The sequence below is a fragment of the Rhodococcus sp. 05-2256-B1 genome (genome assembly GCF_002258465.1).
GTDB lineage: Bacteria > Actinomycetota > Actinomycetes > Mycobacteriales > Mycobacteriaceae > Rhodococcoides > Rhodococcoides fascians.
This window is the reverse complement of sequence record NZ_NOZA01000015.1, coordinates 38,890-60,221: the sequence shown is the minus strand read 5'-3', so window position 1 is coordinate 60,221 and position 21,332 is coordinate 38,890. Positions and strand designations below refer to the sequence as shown.

Below are 21,332 nucleotides of genomic sequence, written 5' to 3'. Positions count from 1 at the left end.
CTTCAGAGGACCCTGAACTTCTCTCACCGGATCGGCAATATTTGCGTTGAGTCGCCTTGGGAGATGACGACAAAATTCGAAGGAATATGCAAATTTGGGTGCGATTGATTGCCATGAAGGTATCGGCAGTGTCGACCGATGCCGACTGCCGTTGCCGGTTAGGGTCGCCAGGACTGCGGAACGGAGAGGATCGTGCGTAGAAGCTCGTGCAGCGTGCTCTAGTAGAGGCCTGTCCACCGCACGGCCGTTTCCCGTAAGACCATATCGCCTCGCAGACCTGAAGCACTTGCCGACCAAGTCTCGAAAAGTGGCCGCCGAGTCTCCCCCGAGTAGGCGGGGAGCTCAGAGAAAATGACATCGCCGAATTGCTTCGTCGATTGCCGCCTGAACGACTACGTCCTCGGATAGGAAATGGATATACATGCCCCCCTTTAGGTAATCCCGCAGCCGCTATCAGATCGTTAACGGTGACGCCGCTTTCCGTCGCATGCGATGGTGCGGGCCGCGCCCGCAATCACGGCGTCACGGGTACGTTGTGCACGTCTCTGCTGAGGGCGAACGCGATGATCGACTTGCTCCTGTTCCGAGTCTTGTTGGGCAACAATCGTCATGTAACTCTCTCGGTTTTGTCACGGAGTGGACTGCCATTACACCGATCGCACCCGCACGGACAACTGCGTCAACGACCGAGTGGCTACAGAGCTTGCTCCGTAAGCTCGCATTGCGCGATGTTGATCGGTTCCATCAAGCCATGATTATGCCGAGGGAAGCGGCTCCTTGGAGTGGTGAGAATATCGGAAGGCCGCAACGTATGCTCCCGCAGCACCTGAATTTGGACGTGCTTCGAGGCTGCCGTCCGTAACCGCTTGAGTCGCTCAGTTTGTCGACCCGAATACTCTTACGAGATGGATATCAGTGGTGTGGCCTCAATCATCGGTGCTCTCGGTATCGGATCCTTCGCAGGTCAGTACCTGATCGGCAGCCAGCAACGCCGCCAGCTACGCAGCGAAGTCCTCCGACGCCTTGCAAGCACAGAGCGCAACCGATGGGCAGGGGTGTCGACCTCTGATACATCGTTCGAGCAGTTCAAGGATAGTGTCCGTGAACTGGAGACTGCCGCGATCATCGCTAGGGTGCCGCGCAGACCACTCGCGCTGTACATCCAACTTGCCACTGCAGCGCGCCTCCTCAGCGACACCGATGTCGAGGAAAAGGACGGCTACGACGAAGCTGGCGCTATCAACACAGCAATGAGTCGATACGTCCGCGCCGCTGCAGAACAACTCAGCCATCTCATGTGGTCACCGTGGATTGCACGGACACGCATGACCAAACACGCGAAAGAGATCGAACGAGCAGTGCACGAACTTCCCGCACCGGTGCTTTCAGCAGTCAAGCGAGCCAGAGAATTTCGGCCCTACTAGCGAATGGGCCCCGGTGATATATGTGGCGCACTAGTGCCCCATCATAGTTTTACTGAGGCCCACCACGTGAAGGCTAGCCACCGCCTAACCCGCAGCGAAGCGACTGCGTGCGCCGTAGTCTATCGACATGAGTACACCGTTCGACCCTGACCGTGTTAGATACGACATTGAACGCCAGCAGAGGATCGCGGCGGAGGCTCTGGAACCGTCGAGCACTATCGAACGACTGATGCTCCAGATCCTGGGAGGCTGGTCACGGGTCGCCGAGGATGTCGTCTTTCTACGACACATCGTCCGGGACGATGCGCTTGCAGCGCCGCCCCGAACCGATGCGGGGCGGCTAGCCAACCATTTCAAGATGCTTGGTCGCGAACTAGGGGTGCGAATACCTGATAAATCCGCCTTTACCAGACGATGCAAGCCAACCGGGGCGATACGAAACAACCTTGGCCACATGCTCTACATCAAATCGATCACCGGCAGCGAACCGAACCGAAGCGTGGAAATCCTCACTGCGGGCGAGATGAATCTCGACGACGCCAACTGGGCGAAGCGTGAAAACCCCACCGTCACAATCACCGAATCCGAACTGAAGAATGCGCTCGCCGACCTCAAGTGGTTGTCCGATTGCATCTTCGCGATCCGGAAGATTGGAGTGGAGTGGCAGGATCGGCCTGACGACTCCAGCGTCGCGCATCTGCGAGGAATCATTCCGTGGGCTTTCAATGACTGGGATCCCACCGACCTAAGAATGCGCGACTTGCGCGCCGAAAAAGATGTCGTAGACACCGAGGCGGCCATCACCAGATTCCTCAGAGGAATTCGGCGGGTAACTGCAGGGTTGAACATGCAACAGAAGAAGATTGCTGACAACGACCGCGTCATTCAAGAACTCGCAGCACAGCACCCGGAGAGCCTGGCTGACTTCACAGGTTCTCCGGAAAACGACGTTGACTACTACATCTACGAACTTGGCCGACTCACTGCCCTTGCCCGCGAAATCTCAAACTTTTTCAAAAGCCCAACAGAACTGGTCACAGCGCTTGCACAATTCGAACGCGAAGTACCCAAGCTCAAACAGGTCCGCAATCCGTTGACGCATCTGGATAGAACGGCTCGGCTCGACAGGTTCGCTACGTTTTCCAAAGCAGTCAACATTCACGACGATGGCACGATCGAGATATTGATTGACCCAATCGGTGGAGCACACCACGCCGCAGCCCTGAAACTGAGTGACACGTGTTCGACCTACCTGCGTCAGCTAGTTCAGAATGCAATTGCGGAATTGCCTCCCCAGCCGATCGACAAGCAGATCGAGTTCAGGAATGCGACAACTCGATGAGGTTCGTCCGTCGCCGCGTCGTCAGCGACAAGCTCGTCGGGTTGTTGGTCATGGCAGATCGCCGATAGTGGGGCCACCGCGGTCTGGAGTCACGGTCTGAGGATCCCGCAGCCGTCTGCCAATTAGTGGCCTAGGCAGCGCGAACATCGAGCCCGTCCATACGTCTACACGGACAACCATTTCAGGTCGGCGTAGGGGTAGCGAGATCTCAATCTAGATGGGCTCAGACCTCCGTCAAAAGAGAACTGGACGTCGCCAGGAGCCCCGACCACCATCTGCTCGGCCTGGGCCGATAAAAGCCACACGCCTTGGGCCATTCGTGTCCCGTGACTACTTGACCACGCCAACCTCGAAATATGCAGCTCGCACTCAGTCGGTAAGTACCAATGAAAGCTGTGCTGTTCGCAGTAAACGCGCCAACACAGTCTCGGCCGAGAAATGCAACTACCGTACCTATCTGTCGAAATTCTTGAGATCCGAAAGGCCGCCGCATCTGTGGCTAGGTCGATGAAAAAGTCACCGCGCAGCTTTGACCGTCTCCGTATAAGTCTCGTATGTCTTGGACACTGAGTCTTTGTGCCGAACTAGCGTCCCTTCCTCGGCTCTGAATACTCGGTCTGCGCCCCCGGGCACTAGAAGCCACTCAAAATTGCTGCTGATCCATATGTCGTCGAAGATCAGCGCTGACGGCAGCACCTTGTTCAGGGCAACCACCGAGAAGTTTTTGTATTGGTGAGCTAGATCCTCAAGCCTCTGCAACGCATCGGCGTCTAGCAGAGCGTTTGGGTCGCCTAAACCATACGCAGTTGAACTCCTTGCGCCCTAGACGCTGGGACGTGTCGCGGGCCCTGAAGGCTCACCGTTGACCTCCTGGTCCCCACTACCTGCGGGTCAGGGGAAAGTTTGCTTCCGCAGAGTGGAGACACCTCCCACTCCATCTGCAGAAATGAAGCCCCCCACACCTGACGTCCACGCCGGACAGGCGCAAGACACCCAGCCTCAATCGGGAACACTGCGAAGCAGTGGCTCACCATTCGCGACCAAGCTCACCCCTTCCCGTTCTGACCAACGCCGATCTGCGTCGCCCGGACACGACAAGGCCTGTGGAAGTCGAATTTTACTTTTATCCGAGTACTCCGACGTTGCTACCGGCTGATGTTCTCGAAGACGGCAGCAAGACCCTGCCCGCCACCGATGCACATGGTTTTCCAGCCCATAGCGAGCGTCACGCCGCCGCATTCCGCGAAGGAGGGTCGCGAGGTCCGGCCACCTGAGGCACCGACCGGATTGCCGAGTGAGATACCCGAGCCGTTCGGGTTCAGCCGATGATCCTCCGGCTCGATATCCCATGTCCGCAGGACCGCCAAGGTCTGTGCGGCAAAGGCTTCGTTCAACTCGATGACGTCCATAGCGGCCGTGGTCAACCCTGCTCGCCCGAGAGCCTTCTCGGACGCCGGGACCGGTCCGATTCCCATTGTCCGTGGCGGTACACCGGCAACGGACCAACTCACCAACCGCGCGATCGGACGCAGCCCGAGCTCGGCTGCACGCTCCGGAGTCGTCACGTTCGCGAGCGCGGCACCGTCGTTTTGACCACTGGCATTACCTGCCGTGACGGTCGAGGCCGGATCGATTTTCGCGCGCATCGGACGTAGCTTCGCCAGACTATCGACAGTGGTGTCGGCACGCGGATGTTCGTCGGTGTCGACCACGATCGGATCACCGCGCCGCTGCGAAACCTGCACCTCCACAATCTCTTCGGCGAAAACTCCGTTCTTCTGCGCGGCCACGGCGCGCTGATGCGACTGCACTGCAAGTTCGTCTTGATCTTCACGACTGATCGAAAACTCTGCTCGCGAATTCTCGGCGGTTTCGATCATCCCACCGGGAACAGGAAAGTTTGTCCCACCCGCAGTGACACGGGCTCGCGCCAGACGATTGCTCAGCGCTACCGATTCGGCCTTGACCCCGTTGCGTCGAAGCAACCATGCATGTAGGTGGCATCCAGACGCCTCCGGAGCGCGGCCGCCGAGTCGAGGCGGCTCACACGATCGCCACATGATGTTCACGAAAACTGGCCGGGTGCGATTGCGAAGACTCAAAACGATGAGTAAGTGATGACTGGAGCGTCCACAGGCGTCCATCACCTACCCAGCGGGGCGCAATTAGCGCACTTTTCGCAGGTCAGCAGCATGGCAGCCACAACCTGACTCCCTGCATTTGCGATTAAGAGTCAAGTCTCCGAAACGCCCTACGCCGCTTGAGAACCCGCAGGTCACAGAGTTGTCCATTCTTGCCAAGCTTGCGGTCGCCTACACGTACCTGGACAACGAAAAGTGCCCCTGACCAGCGAATATGCTGTTCAGGGGCACTTCTTGTGCGCCATCAGGGATTCGAACCCCGGACCCGCTGTACAAGCGATAACAATTCAAGTGGATGCACTCGCGTCCATCATTGGCCCGTTGAGCTGGGTATTCGGCGATTCGAATGACCACGTGTGTCCGTCTGCATCCATGCGAGTTCGCCCCAAAGTGATGAGTAAAAGATGAGCTGCGGCGACCCGCTCCCAGTCCATCGGCGTCCTGCTGAATCGCCCATCGTCTAAACGGACCGTCATAGCTATTTGACTCCACTGCTGTTCAAAGTGATGAGTTCAGGGCTGGCAATAGTCTAAGAAGTCAACGAAACTCACGCAGACGTAGAACCCGTGATTGCGGGGGTATCCCGCACACGTGCCTCCGAATCAGAGATGTCCGCGTCGAACCCTATCCCCCAAAGCGGTCGCAGAGCGGCCCTGTGATGTACCCGGCTTCGCACCCGCTCTCAGTTTGAAGATCACCACTCGTGGGTTCCTGGCCACAGGCAAGCCCGCAGCGCTCGTACCCGTTCACGACACCATCGCCGTTGCGATCCTCCTCGGCAATGTACGGATACCCACCGCCCGGATTGGGATTGCTCGGAACCGGCTCGTTGTTCACACACGCTGGGTCGCTCGTGGAAAACGTTCCATCCGTGTACACAGCCGTTCCCGGGTAATCACAGAACTGGAGGACCTTCGGTGCGGGCGGGACGTAGGTATCGCAGCTGCTTTCGTATCCAGTCGTCCCGTCGGAGTACAGCGCCGTTCCTGACTGGTACAGCGACAGGTCACCGCATTCGAAGGTGACCGGGGCCGGTTCTGGCGCTACAGCCGGCTCCACGGTCGTCGACGGGATCGGCGCCGTGGAGGGGGCTACGGTGGTCGACGCAATGGTCGAGGTGGTGGTGCTTGTGGTCGGACCGGTATTGCTACCGCATGCAGTAAGAGCAACTGCTCCGAGTGCGGCGATGACCATGACGATTTTGAAGTTCATGAACTCTTTCCGTGGAGCGGCCCGAGCGGGAAGCTGAATGACGTGTCTAACGGTCAGGATATCGACCGGATGTGCCGGTTCGTTTCATAACCAGTTCGATCGAAGCCGTAATCACGGACAATGCCAGCTTCTGCTGTAACGCCAGCGCAATCGAAAACGCTTCTCTAGGTGAGGCCGAAGCCAGACGTGGTCGATCCAAGACGGGCCGCGCGCCGCGCTTGTGTCTCCGGACAGCGACAAGAACGCCGGCTCCAGAATGACGAAGGTGAACTCGTGAGATTCAAACTGGCTCTTCTGATTCCGATTTCGATGCTCACTCTGACGGTGTCCGCATGTGGCGGTGGCGAGGTCGCACCCAAAGCCCCAACCACTTCATCAGTGACAACGATGACGTCCACCGACGCTACGCCGCCACCTCCGCCCACCACTATCGCGGTCGCTCCACCCGAGACACCAGCACCTCCTGCGCCGGACCCGACTCCCGCCACCATCGTCGGGTGCCAATCCGGTTACGACCCGGTAGCGACGACATGGTCGGACGGGACCGTAACCGGATACTCTGACTACTGCCAAAGCGTCCGCGACGAATTTCTGCAAGAGCAGGTGGTTCCGGAGTCGGGGCCGACCGAGTACGTCTGCGAATCCGGCTACGCGTGCGGCATCACCGAAGCCGATGGCGTCGTGTGCGACGAAACCGGTTGCCGAGCCATTTGACGAGGTTCAGCGCGAGTCGTGTTGAACGCGGGAGAACAACCTTGCTGAGCCCCGTGACCGCCAGAATATCGAGAACGGTCAACTACGTCCGCAGAACCACCACCCGCAAGGCGCGGACCGAGGCTCTCTCGTCCCGGACATTCAGATCCGCCGCGTCCATTGAACGAGCAGCTACCGCTGCGTCAAGAGACATGACAAGTTGAGGCAATTCCACAACGAGAGAAGGACTACTGACACCGTGCACCATCAGGCATAAAGGTAACCGCTATAGGTTTGGCACATAAGCGGAGAAGTCTGTGTCCAAGTGAGTTTCGATGTCCTCCGCCGAGGAGAACTGGGCCCGGATCCCGGGCCACCATCGACTTGGCTTGGCCTGATAAAGCCCGTGCACGCCATCCGTCATCCGCGCCCCTGTCACGACCAGGCCATGACGAGCCCTGGAGAGCATGACCAGCAGGACACGCTGTTCCTCGGCCAGAGCATCTCCCTCACCGTTCCGCTTGCCCGGCAGATGCCCTTCCTCTAGACCGACGACGAACACCCAGTCGAACTGCTGCCCTTTGCCAGTGTGCGCATTGAGCAAATGGACACCGGAGCCGACCGACTGCCGAGGGTCGGAGGCCCTGATCGACCGCACCGCGGCCTTCGCCGTGACTACTGCGCCCTGGTCGAGCGTGTCGAACGCGTCGTCGACCAGCTCGCGGGCGTCGACGTCGGCAGGGTCCAACGCATTGAGCACCGCCAGCCTCGCATCATCGATGCTCGCTCCATGCGGCAGGGCCGCGACGGTCGACTGGATGAGAGCCACAATCCCGGGGTCGTCGATCGCGAGGTCCCATCGACGGACCGGAAACGCCTTCTCCTCCGCGAACGCCGCATCAATGTTCTCTCTCCGCCACCCTGCACGAGCAATGATCCCGATGGATGCTTCGGGCACCCGGTTCAGAATCAATCCCGACAGACGCCTGAGCAACTCCGCCTCGGCCTGTCGGTTCTGAAGAACGAGGGCTGCGGAGCAGCCCCTACCCGGCCACCGCCCCGGCTGCGCCGACACCAGGCTGGAACCTGGATCGACCTGTTCGCTCACCGAGTTGACCATATCCAGCACTTTCGGTGAGGAACGGTAGGATTCGCACAGCTTGATCGGCTTACCGCAGATTCTTCGAACCTCAGCTTCAACCTCCGTCGGCGTCGCACCTGCCCAGGAATAGATGCCCTGGAGTGGATCTCCGGCGAACGTTCGCCTGGATGTGCAACTCAGAAGAGCGAGGTCCAGCTGTTGCATCGAGAGGTCCTGAAACTCGTCGATCAATACCGCGCCGAAATGCGCTTGGTAGAGCCTCGATACTGCGGGAATCCGGAGTAGGCGCTGGGCGTGTCGGAGGAGGTCGTCGTAGTGCAGTTGATTGGCCTCCTGCCTTGACCGCTCGACCTTTTCTGCGAGTTCGATTGCTTGCGCGGGATTTCGCTGCTGAAGAGCCGTCAACACCTCGGCGTCCGAGAGCGGTCCCCGCTTGATCTCGCTCAGGACCCGCTCAGACTCGTACATGGCGGCGCCCCCGCCGCCCGCTGCTTCCATCGCTCGCCGCATGGTGCTTGTCTTCGGTAGCTCCAGACCTTCCATGTCGAGGCCGATGGTCCGGCCATGCGCGAGGACCACCTGTGTCGCGAAGCCATGAAGGTTACGAACTTCGATCTGCCGGCGCGCCCTAGCGTGGCCGAGTACAGAGCGAAGGCGCTCCTCCAGGTTTGAGCGCGCCCGCTTGGTAAAGGTCAGAGCTAGGACTCGCTGGTTTTGCTCAAGGTGGCGGATCTGAGAAGCAGCGCGATGCGCTAGAACCTCGGTCTTTCCGCACCCCGGCGGGGCGATGATCAGCAAATGGTCCTTCGCGCAAGTGGCCGCATTTAGCTGCTCCCTACTGAGCGGGAACCCGCTCACTGCTTACTCAGCTCGTCCAGTGCTCGCATGAGACGCGACACGCTACCGATCTTCATTGCAACGTCCGGTGTCAAGGCCTCGGCGATGCACGTCGCCGCATCCACTTTTCCTTTGTCTCGACAGAACTTCGCCACCGCTTCGTGGCCAATCTCCTCGACGGCCTCGACACCAGCCGACTGCAACAATCCCTGCTCGTGGCAGAACTTTCCATCGATGAGAGCCCTCGCCGCAGCTGGACCGCCTAGCGCAACGGTGTACTCGTCCTCAAGATCGGATGCCGAAACGAAAACCTTCTTGTCGACAATGTTGCGGGGCCTTCCGCCGAATGCTCCTACCCAGGAGCCGCTCTCTGCTTCATCAACTAGACCCAAAAGGGTGGGCCCGAATCCGTCGGGTCCGAGAAGTGGAAAAACGTTCCTAAACTTCTCCGCACCGTCCAGCTCGATAACCACAGCGCCGAGGCGGTCGAGGTCGATGCCCAAATTCTCGGCAACCGACTCAACAATTACTCGATCAGCGGTGCCCTCGACGAGGACGACGAACCGAGCCGTCAAGGCCTCCAGGAGCCGCGGCGACCACCAGTGCGCCCGCACCTTCTCGACCCTCGACAACCTCGACTCCTTGACCTGGTGACATATGCCATCACGATCCACCGCTATGACCTCTGAGGGCTCGAAGCGGTGGAGGATGTAGGGCGAGTGGGTGACGATAATTTTCTGATTCCCGTTGCCGCTCAGAAGGTCCGCGGCAGTCCGCTGGCTCGTCGGGTGCAGATGGATTTCCGGTTCGTCGATCGCCAGGACGTTCGCCGTACCCTCGGCCAAGTCAAAAAGCGTCATCGCCATGAGCTGGCGGACGCCGTCCGACTGCTCCATCAACGGGACCTGGGCGTCGCCGCGATTGAGGAACATCGTCACGTCCTCAAGCACATCGCTGGACGGATCGGTCACGCTCCGAACCGAAAAGTCGTCTTTGGTGACGGCCCGCGGCATCGAACGACTGAGATGGCTGGCCACCCGGCTAAGAAGCTCACCAACCGACTCGTTGCTCGCTATCTCCTCGTTGAACTGCTTGAGCAGTGCCTTCAGACCATCCTCGTGTATTCCAAGGTTTGCGGCTGCTAGCAGCGTCCGGACCGGACTGTGGGCACCCTCCATCATCGACGCCCCGCGAGTCGCCTTCAGATACCGCCAACCAAACACCTCAAGCTGTTCGCGACTTGGCCCCCGCTCATGCCCGCTCTCCGGGAACCAGCGGCGGATCGTCACTGCCTGGTCGTCCTCGGGGTCCGCATCGACGATCATCTGAACCCATAGGTACTCGCTGACGTGGTCATCAGCGATGCTGATCTCGGAGGGAAACGGACGACGGTTTTCGTCCGTGAATCCCGACCACCAGGCGTTGACCACGAGTGGCTGCTCCACGTCACGGAGGTCGCTCGGCTTTAGTGCCTGATAGAGGCCGGCAGTGCCAGTTCCCAGCAGCAGGTTCAACATACGTAAGATCGAAGACTTACCCACGTCGTTCGCTCCGACTATTACCCCATGCCGGCGCACCTCAAGATCTAGGTCCTGGATCCGACTGTGATTCACTATCATTACCCTATTTAGGCGCATAAGTGACTCATTCCCTCATGTCCTGGAGCTGACGATGCTCAGCGAAATTCCCCAACCGCGCTCACCGAAATTCCCCACTCGTGAGCGGTCTTACTGTAGTGGTTGGCGGGTTCCGGTGGTGGCTTTGCGGAGCTTCTCCGATCGGACGTTGCGGTCGGGCTAGTTCGAAGAACGATGCCGGCGGTGGAACGATGTGCTGCACAATGGCGGCATGGACGTGTGGGATGAACTGGACATAGGCGCGAGCGTGCGTATCGAGCTTTTAACCTCGAATCGATTGCTGCCTCCTCGGCCGGACTACACGGCCCTGTTCAAAAAGTCCTCGCAGGTAGAGAGTCAGATTCGGGCTGTTGCGGCCCGTCCGGGCGGCTGGGGAACTCGTGCCAGTACTGTTTTCGCCGACAAAACCAAAGGCGCAAGGCCACTGAGTGTTCTGACGCTGGAAGATCGTGTTCTGTACCGAGCATTAGTGCAACGACTGTCGGAGACGTTGCCCAGCCGAATTGTAACTCGGCAACCCTTCACGGACTTCAGAGATGCGTCCCGGGAACTTCTTGATGCGGAATATGTGACCACGCTGGATGTTTCGTCATACTTCGTCTACGTAGATCACGAACTTCTCATCGACGAACTTGTTGCACAAACCGGCGACATTGCCGCAACTGACGCGCTAGTTGAGCTGTTGCACAAGGTCATGGGGCGACGGATAGGACTACCACAAATCAGCACAGCTTCTGATGTACTCGGCGACGTTCACCTCGATCGGGTCTATCGCCGTCTCACTCGCCAGGGCTTCGTCGTCACTCGATTTGCAGACGACTTTCGGATCTTCACCGACACCCTCGAAGATGCACGCCGCGCGCTCGAATCGTGTGCAATGGAACTGCACGCCCTCGGGCTGGTGCTCAACGCGGACAAAACGTTTACCTATGGAAAGGCGAAATATCAGGAAACGGCTCAAGCGTTGCCCACCGCCGAACGCAGTCTGTTCATCGACGACGAGCATGACGACGACGAGCTGACTGCGTTCCTCATGAGTACCGGCCCTTATGGAGCTACTACGCCCGAGGGCCAACAACGCGCCAACGGTGACAGCGAAGACGACGGGAGGGAAATTTCTGCGTTCGGGATCGAGCCGGTGACCGACATCGACCAATCCGATGCGACGCACACGGGATCGATCGATGGCGAAATCTCTCACCGCCTCTCTGCCGCGGCGCGGCGCGCGTGGGAGCTATGGGAAAGCGCTGCACCGGACAGCAATAAGGAGCGCGCGATTGCGCGGACGCTGGTTTATCGAGCATTACCAGTCTTAGGGTCCATTGACGACCGTCGTCCGCTCGACAATTTGGACTACCTGATGTCATCCGAGCCTGCTCTTACACCCGACGTCGTGGCCTACCTCGGAGCTCTTCCTGCGGTCGGCGGCATCCGCGCGACACGTGAAGCTCTAAGTTCCCTTCTTCAAGGCCCGCCTCCGCTGAGCACGTGGCAAAAAGTCTGGATTGCGAGCGCAGCGGGGCGCAAAAGCCTTGGACGTCGCAAGAGCGCAAGCACCCCCCGGTATGTCGCATGGCTCGTCGAGTCTTTGTCCGACCCCAACGATGGCCTCGCTGCCACAGCCGCATCCAGCTTAGGACGACTGGGGCTCGGAGACCCAAACGACTTGGCGGCGGCAGTCGACCGTGTCGGGGCACCATGGAGACGCTTGGCCTTGTGGGGCCTGAGCGCGGTGGATCCTGACCGAGCACGCGAGAGCGCGGACAACAGACTCGATCGACTGATGTTGGAAGCCTGATGAACACGGAGGTAATCAGCGAAGAAGCGGAGGCAGCGTGCCGCCTCCTCAACGAGACACTTGCCAATCATCGTGTGGTAATTCGCGCGCTGCACCAAATGCATCGACGTTCGCGTTTGACCGCTGTCTTAGACCGCGAACAACTGCAGCGCCATTCGACGCTAGTGCGTCTACTCACCATCACTGAATCATTTGCGGTCGAACGCCTGACCCAATTCGTCGAACCGTGGGCAAACGGCGGCACCTTACACGTACGCGAATATTGGTCGGCTGCAGTGAATTCGGAAACAAACTCATGGAATGGTATTAGAGACTCGTATAAGAGGTGGGTTGGTCCAGCTACGAAAGCACCGGAGTGGGGTCACCCCCTTGGATACGCCGAGGCTCGAAATGCGGTAGCACACGGACTTGGAAAACTGACACGTAGACAGGCTGCGACTTCGCGAAAACGCAACGCTACCGTAGCTGCACTAGCAAATGTCGAAATAGTGCCGACCGACGACAACGACATTAAGATCGACGAGGAAACGCTGAACAAAGCTGTTACACAGCTCTGTAAGTTCATCGCATCACTCGATCGTACGGTTCCCGAGGCCTGAAGATTAGAGTACGCCCTGCGCGACGCACTGGCAGATTCGTCGATCAGCAGTGAGGGTAAACGCCACGTGCGGGATCGAGGGCACTCCAACCTCGGATCCATATCTACAAGCATCTAACGTTTAAAGACTTCCCCACGCACTCACCACCAGCGCTAGTTAGAACGGGTTCAGCAACGGGGGCCGACCCTCTAACAACGCAAGGATTACCGACAAGATAGGTACGCGACAGCCCAAAACACCGCGCTGGCTACTTGCGTTTACGCTTTTTCGCGCGCTTCGTTATTTTCCGAGGCGTCGAATTCGAGTCCTGCAGGTATTTACGCCCAGTTGGCACCGGATTCAGTCTTGTGACCAGCTGATCCAGTGCGGAATCACTTTGACAGACCGAATTAAAATAGAAGAAGTCCTTGAGTGAGCCGTGCTCGTCGAAAACCCACCCGTAGGCGCGGTCCGCCTGCAGTTGATACTGTTTGGCCTGCGCATACAGCTGAAGTCGCTCTCGGGCATCCGCGACTGGCATGTCGTTCGGACACGTCGCTGCGAAGAACGTTGGGAATCCCCATAGACCCGCGCAAGCCACCATCCCGTCGTGATAAGCACTGCCTCGACGCGTAGCTTTGGCGCACGTTTTCACCATCGACAGAACTTGCGACTGAGCTTTCCCACACAGTGCGAGAAGGTCGGCTCCACAGCGGAGCCATCCAGGTTGCCCCGCGGACCTCAACTGATCAATCAGCTCAAGCGCCTTGGCCGGCGCGTTCATGGTCGGCTTTCTTGCCATGTGGTTTCGTGGCAATTCAGCACGGTTCATCCAAGCCGTCAGGTCGTCGCAGTTGTCGCTAACCAAAGTCCCGACTGTCGACCGTCTATGACGGCGGCGGTCACCCTTCGTTGCTGACGGCGCGGTACGGTGCGCAGCTTTCACCTGTTCGGGGTCGTCTTCAACGTACATATCGGCGGCGAGAAAAAGCATGTATAGGTCCAGCTCATCGAAAGCACGGTAGTACTTGGTCACGGGGCTGTCAGTGCGCCGTCTGAGGTACAGCAAGAATTCAGATGGCCTTTCGCCAATCTCAGCGATTACGGCCAGATCATGTAGCGACAGAATCAGAGGTGGCTTGTTTTCATGTAGAAGTCCGGCTTGCTGCAGGTCACCGAGGTTCGTGCCAAGCGGGCCGATATCGTCGAGCACGATCACGAGGGATCGAACTTCCCGAATCCCCGATAGATCCAGCCAAGTCGTGTCGTTCTCCCAGATGCCATGATTGGTTTCTATCAGCTCTTGGATTCGGACTGTTTGCCGCGCGCCGTCCCCTAGGGTTGCTTTGAGATCGTTCTTGAGTCGTCTCACATCGCCACGACGAGATTGGTCGGCTATAGATTTCCCCTTGACCTCAACTACAATGGCGACATCGTCGATCACAAAGAGCGCATCACCTTCGACATCGTCTGTATATCGGCGTAGATTTCGACAGTCGGCGCCGACCGTGTCCGCAGATACATTTCTTTTTGGCGCGAGGTAATGGTAGGTCGCGCGAAAGACCGAGGTTCCGAGAATGGTCTCAAGGTAAACGCTAGCAAGTTGCTCGCTAACCGGCTGGCGGGCTTTTTGGTCGTACTTGCGCACATCTGAGGAATTAGATGGCAGTGAGCGCTCGAAGATCCGCCGGAGAGAATCCAGGCCAATGTCGTTCGATGTCAGCGCGAAATTATGGCCCCCATCAGACATCAACGGTCGCAGCAGGAATGGATTGCTACCCATCAGCAGGTCGAAGACGCGCCTGACCGGACTTACAGAGTCATCAAATTGCTGAGCGAACGATTGGAGGATCTGTGTAACCTTAACGACATCGAGCCCTGATTCTTCCGCTACATCATTCGATGCGATGACTGAACGCTCGGCGGGTAGAAACATGAAAGGGATCATGCCGGACATGAATTCTTCGATGACCTCGTGAGGAATATCCTCCGGAGTCTCATGCTGGTGCGCCATCAACAAATTGCCAGTATCGTCACGCAGACGTGTCATACGGTTGGCCGATATCACCTTCATCGCTGATCTCACGGCTAGAACGTCGAGATATCCGTACCCGAGGTGCGTCTGCATCAACTCGCTTGAGGCGGAAGTCTCGAATAACTTTCGATCGTGTTCGTCTCGGATGTGATCGTATTGCAGGTTGCGAATGTTCAGCACTGCACCCTGATATTCACTCGCCAATCTAGCGAAGGGGTCGCCGGTCAGCATACCTTCTGTCAACTGACGATAGCTGGCGATTCGGCCCAACCTAGCGCAGCGGTGGTGCAACTCTTCGATCACTTCGTTGGGTCGAGTGTTTTGCCTGGGCGTTGGATTTGGTTTGCGTGAGGCGCGTGCCAGCAGTACAGCCGCCAGTATTTCTACTGGCAGCGATGCTCCGTCCCGCGGTGCGAGACGGGGGTCAGGTGCGATTGGGAACTCTCGCATTCGCATTAATTCGATGACATCGAACGCGTCGGCCTCGACGACTAATTCTAAGATTACTGGAACCTCAGCAGCGATATGTTCGTGAAGGAGGGCGCGGGCATCCGATGCGGTTCGGCATTGCCGGAACGGCACCAGCTCGGCCATGGGGTCGCCGAACGACTCCGGCGTAAAATCGCCCACTACCCTTCGCAAGGGGGGCTGAAAGTTTGGCATGACACGCTCCAGGTTAGGGATCTCCGAGCTTAAGACGCGCCACCGACAACACCGGCGTCCGAAACCGATCGACCTCCATCGCGGTCGAGTCTGCGGGCGACACGCGACCACTTGCCTGCCAGGTCGACGAGCGTCTTGGGTCCGGGCGCATGGGGTTGCAGGAGGGGTTGCAACTAACGATCGCGGCGGTTCCGTCGACACGCCCAACGGACTTGTCAATCGACAAGACCCGCTTGAACTTCCCGACCGATCAGCGGTCCGAGGCCGGGCGTTGATGGCTCAAAGTGATTAGTAGATGATGACCTACCCGCCACAGTCGCACCCTCACAGCAATTGAACCAGCCGCAAAACATCTAGACGCGCAGGTCAAGGACACGGATGAGCAGGGTCCAACTCACTTGACTCCACGACACACGGTCCTGCGAATCAAGTCATCATGACTACCGCCGAGTTCTGCGCGAAGTGGAGCGACAGCCCCAAACTCACTCATCACTTTGCCCTCAAAGTGATGAGGGTAAAACCCGCTCTACTGGGACCGAAATATTGTGTGGAATGGCGTGAACTCTTGATGGTGGGCTGTAGCCACCCCGGGAATGCCCAGAAGCACGGGCTCGAGGATAGGCCGACATCTGTGGTCCGCACGGTCCAAGTTGTAGTCACGAAAAGGACATTACGATAAGGACCTTTCGTGGAGCCGGGTGTAAGTCTCGTACAGTTTCCTGACCCGGCAACCACTCCTCTACGGGCCACATTGGGTTGCGGGACGCCGGCCATGCCGTCTAAATCGCTCGTCCCTTCGCGGCTTTGCCGTCACGCCACGGACTCAAGAATCGATAGACCGATCAGACATCCCCACCGGTCAGCGGCCTTAGACCGGTCGCCGGTGGCTCAAAGTGATGAGTAAGTGATGACCAGAGCGTCCATAGGCGTCCATAGCTACCCGAGGGGGCGAATCTAGCACTCGAATCGCAGGTCAGCAGCATGCCAGCCAGAACCTGACTCCCTGTATTCGCGATTAAGAGTCAGGTCTCCGAAACGCCCTAAGCCACTTACGAATCCGCAGGTCACAGACTTGCTCATTTCTGCGACGCTTACGGATGCCCAGACATTCCCAGACAACAAAAAGTACCCCTGACCAGCAATTATGCTGTTCAGGGGCACTCGTTGTGCGCCATCAGGGATTCGAACCCCGGACCCGCTGATTAAGAGTCAGCTGCTCTAACCAACTGAGCTAATGGCGCCGATCCGCACCGCGTGTTCTCTGCGGTGCGGGAGAAACATTAACAGCAGATGCGGCCAGATGTGAAATCAGCTGGTCAAGGCACCTGTTGCGTCAGTTGAAGATCCTGCGAACCACGAGAACTGCTACCACTGCGCCGACTCCGAGCAGAGTGAACTTCACGGCCGGCTCGTTGAGCTTGGCCACCACCGTCTGCTTGGTGTTGGCGACGATGTTCTTGGGGCTGGCACGGACGCTCAGCTCGTCCAGCGTGCTGGCCAGCTGATTGCGAGCGGCCTCGATCTCGCGCTCGATTCGGTCGGTGTCCTTGGCCACGTGTCCTCCAACTTGTCTGCAAATAGTCTTGGTCGTACTCGAGCCTAGAGCACGGCGGTATTTCGATACTCTCGTGCGGTGACCGAATACAGCAAGCTCGAGCCGGGCGACACCGCTCCGGCGTTCACCCTGCCCGATGCCGACGGCAACGACGTCTCCCTCGCCGATTACGCCGGCAAGAAGGTGATCGTGTACTTCTACCCCGCCGCGAGCACCCCTGGCTGCACCAAGCAGGCCTGCGACTTCCGCGACAGCCTCGCCGAGCTCAACGGCGAAGGCCTCGAGGTCGTCGGCATCTCCCCCGACAAGCCGGCCAAGCTCGCCAAGTTCCGCGACAAGGAGGAGCTGACATTCCCGCTGCTCTCCGACGAGGAGAAGACGACGTTGCAGGCGTGGGGTGCGTTCGGGGAGAAGAAGAACTACGGCAAGGTTTACGAGGGCGTCATTCGTTCGACGTTCCTGGTCGACGAGGAAGGCAAGATCGAGGTGGCGCAGTACAACGTCCGCGCCACCGGCCACGTCGCCAAGCTCCGCCGCGACCTAGCGGTGTGATCTGGCCAGTCGTTGCAGGAACAATGCTTCGGCGACGGCCATCTTCTCGATTTCCGTCGGGTCCACGCTCTCGTTCGGGGCGTGGATCCGGCATCGGGGCTCTTCGACGCCCATCAGCACGATCTCGGCATCCGGCAACGCCTCCGCCAACGCGTTGCACAACGGAATGGACCCGCCCTGCCCCGCCGTCCCCATAAGACGTCCGAATGCCTCTTCCAAGGCACCTGACAACGCCGCGTAGCCCGGGCCGTCCGTTCTGGCCCGGAACGGCGAACCGATCGCCTCACGCTCGACGGTGACGCGCGCATTCCACGGCGTGCGTGCCTCCAGATGCGCCACCAACGCGTCCTGTGCCTGATGCGGATCCATCCCTGGCGGAACTCGCAAATTCAGCCGTGCCGAGGCTCGAGGGGAGATTGCGGCGGCCGAGCCCACGACGGGCGGGCAGTCGATTCCGAGAACGGTCAGAGCCGGCCGTGCCCATACCGCGTCGGCCACGGTGCCCGAACCTGCCAGAGCGACGCCGTCGAGGACTCCGGCATCGGACCTGAACTGCTCGGCGTCGTACGGCACCCCATCCCAGGTCCGCGTGCCATCGAGACCGTCGACGGTAGTGTCCCCGTGCTCGTTACGCAGCGTGGCCAGCACCTGGATCAGCGCGCCGAGCGCATCGGGTGCCGGTCCCCCATACATTCCCGAATGCACTTCGCCGGCAAGCGTTTCCACGTGTACGACGACGTTGGCTATCCCACGCAGGGTAGTGGTGACCGTCGGCAGTCCCACAGCAGTGTTGCCGGTGTCCCCGATCACCACGACATCGGCAGCGAACAACTCGGGCCGCTCGTCGACGAGTGCTTCGAGCCCGCCCGTGCCCATCTCTTCGGAACCCTCGCAGACGATGCGCACGCCGACGTCGAGCGACTCGCCCACCGCGCGCAGCGCCAGCAGATGCATCAAGACGTTGCCCTTGCAGTCGGCCGCGCCTCGGCCGTACCACCGACCGTCACGCTCGGTCAGCTCGAAAGGCTCACTGTCCCAGTAGCTTCGGTCGCCGGGAGGCTGGACGTCGTAGTGCGAATACAACAGAACAGTCGGTGCCCCCGCCGGTGCCGGCCGAGAACCGACGACAGCCAGTGAGCCGTCGTTGGTCTCGATCAACTGCACGTCGGGAATTCCGGCGTCGACGAACGCCCGCTGCACCCATTGCGCTGCACCGACGCATTCCTCCACCGGGAACTGCCGAGGATCGTGCACAGATCGGAACCGGACCAGTTCTGCCAGCTCCGATTTCGCGCGAGGCATCGACTCCGCGATCGCGGATCGAATGTCGGCGGGGCGTACATCGGTCGGCATGGTTCCTCCAGACGAGAAATGACAGACGGGCTCTCGCCAGTCTGTCATTTGCTCGCACCTACCGAAGCGACACGTCAGCCTCCGGCCAATTCCTGCGCGATCCACTCACCTGTGTGCTGCCAGTGCCGATCCCAGGCTTCCTGCTCGAGTTGCTCCTGGGATTTGCCCGGCTCGGGAACGACGGTGGGCACAGTCAATTGCGGCGGATCCACAGTCGCCGCAGCGGGCTGCGGGGTACCTGCAGGCGCAGCGCCCGGCGGCACCCAGGACGGCGGAGTCCCTTGTTGCGGAGTCCCTTGCTGTGGAGTCCACTGCTGCGTCGTCCCAGTCGGCGGTGTGGTGGTCGGCGCGAGAGCCGATTCCGCCGTGGGCGGGAGCGTCTTGGGCAGGGCGTCGACCGGCAGCGCAGGCGCAACAGTCGTCGGATCGACGTATCGCGTTGCGCCGGCCAAATCGGCACCGCCATTGCGTCGGTCGACGCTCTGCCCGGCGGTCGCATCCCCTTTACTCGGCAGCGTGGCTGCAACGGCGACACCGGCCGAGGCCACCCCGGCGAGCAGCACCGCAGCGAAGATCAGTTTGCGGCCGCCGGTCGCTGAACTCGACCTGCCCGTTGCTGCCACCGGGGACGTGAGCATCACCGAAGGGACCGTCTCCGGCACTACTGCTTCTTCCGCGTCGTCGGCCCTCTCCGTTTCCACGAGAGCGGCCTGATCCTCGACCGAAACCGACGCGAGCCAGGCCGCCCCGCAGGCGGCGACCCGATCAGCGGCACCCACCCGCACGACGGGCACACCGAGACCGAGGGAGAGAATGTCGATCAAGTCCCGGTTGCTCGATCTGTCTCCGAACAGCGCCACCGCCTGTGGTTTCTTGCCGGATTCGTCGACCACTTCCCAGGCCAGCGGAATCGTGCTGCCGATTCGTTCGGGGGACATCGAGTCCAGGGCCGCATTCTTGGCGGGCGTGAGTGTGGCATCGGCTGCGTCGGCGAGAGAGATGGATACGCCGTGTTCGCCCATGTAGTAGAGCAGCACCGTGTTCGCGTCGGCGAGGTCCTTCGTACGGGCCAACCAGGACAGGAACGACTGGGATGCCGAGACGAACACCGTCGACTCGTCGGTCACTGCCGTGGCGAGTTCGGCGCGCTCGGACTCGGACCGATGCACGACGGCGACGGCGTCGACCGACACGTTCAGCGTTGCTGCCTCGGCACGCATATCCGAGATCGCGCGCAGTAGAACGGCGGTCACGTCGGGGTCGAGTGGGGTGGTGGAGTGCGCGAGCACCTCCCCCGAGGTCGGCTCGAGCAAGACCGTCTGCATCGAGCCGGATTCGATCGCTGTACCGATTGTTGCCACTTCAGTCTCCCTGTGCTCCGGGGTGAGGCTCCCGACCATGAACGTCGTCCCACGGACACGAACGACGGCCACCCTGCACGGAAATTGATTCGATACCTATAACCATACCGGTTGCCTGTTTGACTGGCTTATATTGAACTTGGGGATTGTCACAGCAAGACGGCCGGACAGCTGTCGACACACACAGCGCTCCCCCACAAGAACGACCGAATCCGGAGTGGGCGATGCGACCCGCACGACAGAAGTGGATACCGTGCACCCGCGACGGATAGCCTGACCGGGTGGAATCCTCTGCTCGTGCCCAGTCCTCGCGCCGTCTCGACGCCGCGCTCGAGTCGACGGCGCAGACTCAGGAGCTGATGCCGAGGCGCCGTCCCACGCAGGAACGCAGCCAACGCAAATTCGACGCGTTGCTCCAGGCGTCGCGTGAACTGCTCAGCGACGTGGGCTTCGAGTCGTTCACCTGTGAAGAAGTCGCGTCACGGGCGGAGCTGCCGATCGGCACGCTGTACCAGTTCTTCGCCAACAAGTACGTCATCGTCTGCGAACTCAATCGTCAGGACCTCGTGGGAGTCCAACAGGAATTGGCGGAGTTCGACGGCGAGGTCCCGTCCCTGGACTGGGTGCGATTCCTGAACAATTTCGTCGACCACATGGCCGGCATGTGGATGACGGACCCGTCGCGCCGCGAAGTATGGCTCGCGATGCAGTCGACTCCGTCCACCCGCGCCACCGGGGTTATTCACGAGCGCGAGTTCGCCGATCAGGTCTCACGCATGCTCGGACCGTTGACGCCGCGCACGCCGCGGCACCGTCGCAATCTGATGGCCCAGGTGTTGGTACACATCGTCTACTCGATGCTGAACTTCTCGGTGCAGGACGGCCAGAGCCACGAAGATGCCGTGGCCGAACTCAAGCGAATCATGATGGCGTATCTGCTCGTCGCAGAGAAGGAGAGCAGGCGCTCGGGTGGGTCGGTCACAACCGACGAAGCCTGACCCGCCCGCTTCACCCACACGAAAGGCCCGCCCGATCTCGTGGATCGGACG

The 21,332-nt window shown here is 59.8% G+C and carries 15 protein-coding genes and 1 tRNA gene; 7 read left to right on the top strand and 9 right to left on the bottom strand.

Annotation, left to right across the window (positions count from 1 at the left end; genetic code table 11):
• Positions 1-905 precede the first annotated feature (905 nt).
• Positions 906-1,424 (top strand): hypothetical protein, encoded by a 519-nt coding sequence (locus CH285_RS06295; protein WP_094644361.1) that lies wholly within the window; start codon positions 906-908, stop codon positions 1,422-1,424.
• A 127-nt stretch (positions 1,425-1,551) separates the two neighbouring features.
• A complete protein-coding gene (locus CH285_RS06290) occupies positions 1,552-2,766 on the top strand; it encodes a hypothetical protein (protein ID WP_141214946.1) in 1,215 nt (404 codons plus the stop codon).
• A gap of 1,145 nt (positions 2,767-3,911) precedes the next feature.
• Here the strand turns inward: CH285_RS06290 and CH285_RS06280 are convergent.
• Both CH285_RS06280 and CH285_RS06275 read right to left on the bottom strand, forming a co-directional pair.
• A complete protein-coding gene (locus CH285_RS06280; protein ID WP_255032539.1) occupies positions 3,912-4,646 on the bottom strand; it encodes an acetyl-CoA C-acyltransferase in 735 nt (244 codons plus the stop codon).
• Positions 4,647-5,531: 885 nt separating this feature from the next.
• The gene (locus CH285_RS06275; RefSeq protein ID WP_255032540.1) at positions 5,532-6,119 is read right to left on the bottom strand and encodes a hypothetical protein; all 588 of its coding nucleotides are present in this window, start codon (positions 6,117-6,119) and stop codon (positions 5,532-5,534) included.
• Between the two features lie 273 nt (positions 6,120-6,392).
• Between CH285_RS06275 and CH285_RS06270 the strand changes: the two genes are divergently transcribed.
• Positions 6,393-6,833 (top strand): hypothetical protein, encoded by a 441-nt coding sequence (locus tag CH285_RS06270; RefSeq protein ID WP_094644364.1) that lies wholly within the window; start codon positions 6,393-6,395, stop codon positions 6,831-6,833.
• A gap of 265 nt (positions 6,834-7,098) precedes the next feature.
• Here CH285_RS06270 and CH285_RS06265 read toward each other — a convergent pair whose 3' ends face one another.
• Positions 7,099-8,772 (bottom strand): UvrD-helicase domain-containing protein, encoded by a 1,674-nt coding sequence (locus CH285_RS06265; RefSeq protein ID WP_094644365.1) that lies wholly within the window; start codon positions 8,770-8,772, stop codon positions 7,099-7,101.
• Entirely contained in the window at positions 8,769-10,370 is a 1,602-nt protein-coding gene (locus CH285_RS06260; RefSeq protein WP_256984128.1) for an ATP-dependent nuclease, read from the bottom strand. Before CH285_RS06260 ends, CH285_RS06265 begins: the two co-directional genes overlap by 4 nt.
• A gap of 229 nt (positions 10,371-10,599) precedes the next feature.
• On the opposite strand from CH285_RS06260, the gene CH285_RS06255 reads away from it, so the two are divergent.
• Positions 10,600-12,186, top strand: coding sequence for a reverse transcriptase domain-containing protein (locus CH285_RS06255; protein WP_141214947.1), 1,587 nt, complete (start codon positions 10,600-10,602; stop codon positions 12,184-12,186).
• Positions 12,186-12,785, top strand: a complete 600-nt coding sequence (locus CH285_RS27460; protein ID WP_141214948.1) for a hypothetical protein — start codon at positions 12,186-12,188, stop codon at positions 12,783-12,785. The genes CH285_RS06255 and CH285_RS27460 overlap by 1 nt, the downstream gene beginning before the upstream one ends.
• Positions 12,786-13,032: 247 nt before the next feature.
• On the opposite strand, the gene CH285_RS06250 is transcribed toward CH285_RS27460, so the two are convergent.
• From CH285_RS06250 to CH285_RS06240, 3 genes are all read right to left on the bottom strand, one after another.
• A complete protein-coding gene (locus CH285_RS06250; RefSeq protein WP_141214949.1) occupies positions 13,033-15,462 on the bottom strand; it encodes a hypothetical protein in 2,430 nt (809 codons plus the stop codon).
• Between the two features lie 1,167 nt (positions 15,463-16,629).
• Positions 16,630-16,703: transfer RNA gene (locus tag CH285_RS06245), tRNA-Lys, on the bottom strand.
• 92 nt (positions 16,704-16,795) lie between these two features.
• Complete coding sequence (locus CH285_RS06240; RefSeq protein WP_027497653.1) at positions 16,796-17,017, bottom strand: DUF3618 domain-containing protein; 222 nt, start codon at positions 17,015-17,017, stop codon at positions 16,796-16,798.
• Between the two features lie 78 nt (positions 17,018-17,095).
• Here CH285_RS06240 and bcp point away from each other — a divergent pair, with 78 nt between their 5' ends.
• On the top strand, positions 17,096-17,569 hold the full coding sequence (gene bcp, locus CH285_RS06235; protein WP_032368383.1) for a thioredoxin-dependent thiol peroxidase: 474 nt from the start codon (positions 17,096-17,098) through the stop codon (positions 17,567-17,569).
• On the opposite strand, the gene CH285_RS06230 is transcribed toward bcp, so the two are convergent.
• Both CH285_RS06230 and CH285_RS06225 read right to left on the bottom strand, forming a co-directional pair.
• On the bottom strand, positions 17,558-18,922 hold the full coding sequence (locus CH285_RS06230) for a dipeptidase (RefSeq protein WP_094644369.1): 1,365 nt from the start codon (positions 18,920-18,922) through the stop codon (positions 17,558-17,560). The two genes, bcp and CH285_RS06230, sit on opposite strands and share 12 nt — an antisense overlap.
• Positions 18,923-18,996: 74 nt before the next feature.
• Positions 18,997-20,283 (bottom strand): hypothetical protein, encoded by a 1,287-nt coding sequence (locus tag CH285_RS06225; RefSeq protein ID WP_141214950.1) that lies wholly within the window; start codon positions 20,281-20,283, stop codon positions 18,997-18,999.
• 359 nt (positions 20,284-20,642) lie between these two features.
• Between CH285_RS06225 and CH285_RS06220 the strand changes: the two genes are divergently transcribed.
• Positions 20,643-21,281 (top strand): TetR/AcrR family transcriptional regulator, encoded by a 639-nt coding sequence (locus CH285_RS06220; RefSeq protein WP_080966258.1) that lies wholly within the window; start codon positions 20,643-20,645, stop codon positions 21,279-21,281.
• Positions 21,282-21,332 lie beyond the last annotated feature (51 nt).

Bases quoted from the DNA above. Each gene is read 5' to 3' on its own strand.
- CH285_RS06295 (WP_094644361.1), top strand. From the start codon at position 906: ATGGATATCAGTGGTGTGGCCTCAATCATCGGTGCTCTCGGTATCGGA.
- CH285_RS06290 (WP_141214946.1), top strand. From the start codon at position 1,552: ATGAGTACACCGTTCGACCCTGACCGTGTTAGATACGACATTGAACGC.
- CH285_RS06280 (WP_255032539.1), bottom strand. From the start codon at position 4,646: ATGATCGAAACCGCCGAGAATTCGCGAGCAGAGTTTTCGATCAGTCGT.
- CH285_RS06275 (WP_255032540.1), bottom strand. From the start codon at position 6,119: ATGAACTTCAAAATCGTCATGGTCATCGCCGCACTCGGAGCAGTTGCT.
- CH285_RS06260 (WP_256984128.1), bottom strand. From the start codon at position 10,370: ATGATAGTGAATCACAGTCGGATCCAGGACCTAGATCTTGAGGTGCGC.
- CH285_RS06255 (WP_141214947.1), top strand. From the start codon at position 10,600: ATGGACGTGTGGGATGAACTGGACATAGGCGCGAGCGTGCGTATCGAG.
- CH285_RS27460 (WP_141214948.1), top strand. From the start codon at position 12,186: ATGAACACGGAGGTAATCAGCGAAGAAGCGGAGGCAGCGTGCCGCCTC.
- CH285_RS06250 (WP_141214949.1), bottom strand. From the start codon at position 15,462: ATGCCAAACTTTCAGCCCCCCTTGCGAAGGGTAGTGGGCGATTTTACG.
- CH285_RS06230 (WP_094644369.1), bottom strand. From the start codon at position 18,922: ATGCCGACCGATGTACGCCCCGCCGACATTCGATCCGCGATCGCGGAG.
- CH285_RS06220 (WP_080966258.1), top strand. From the start codon at position 20,643: ATGCCGAGGCGCCGTCCCACGCAGGAACGCAGCCAACGCAAATTCGAC.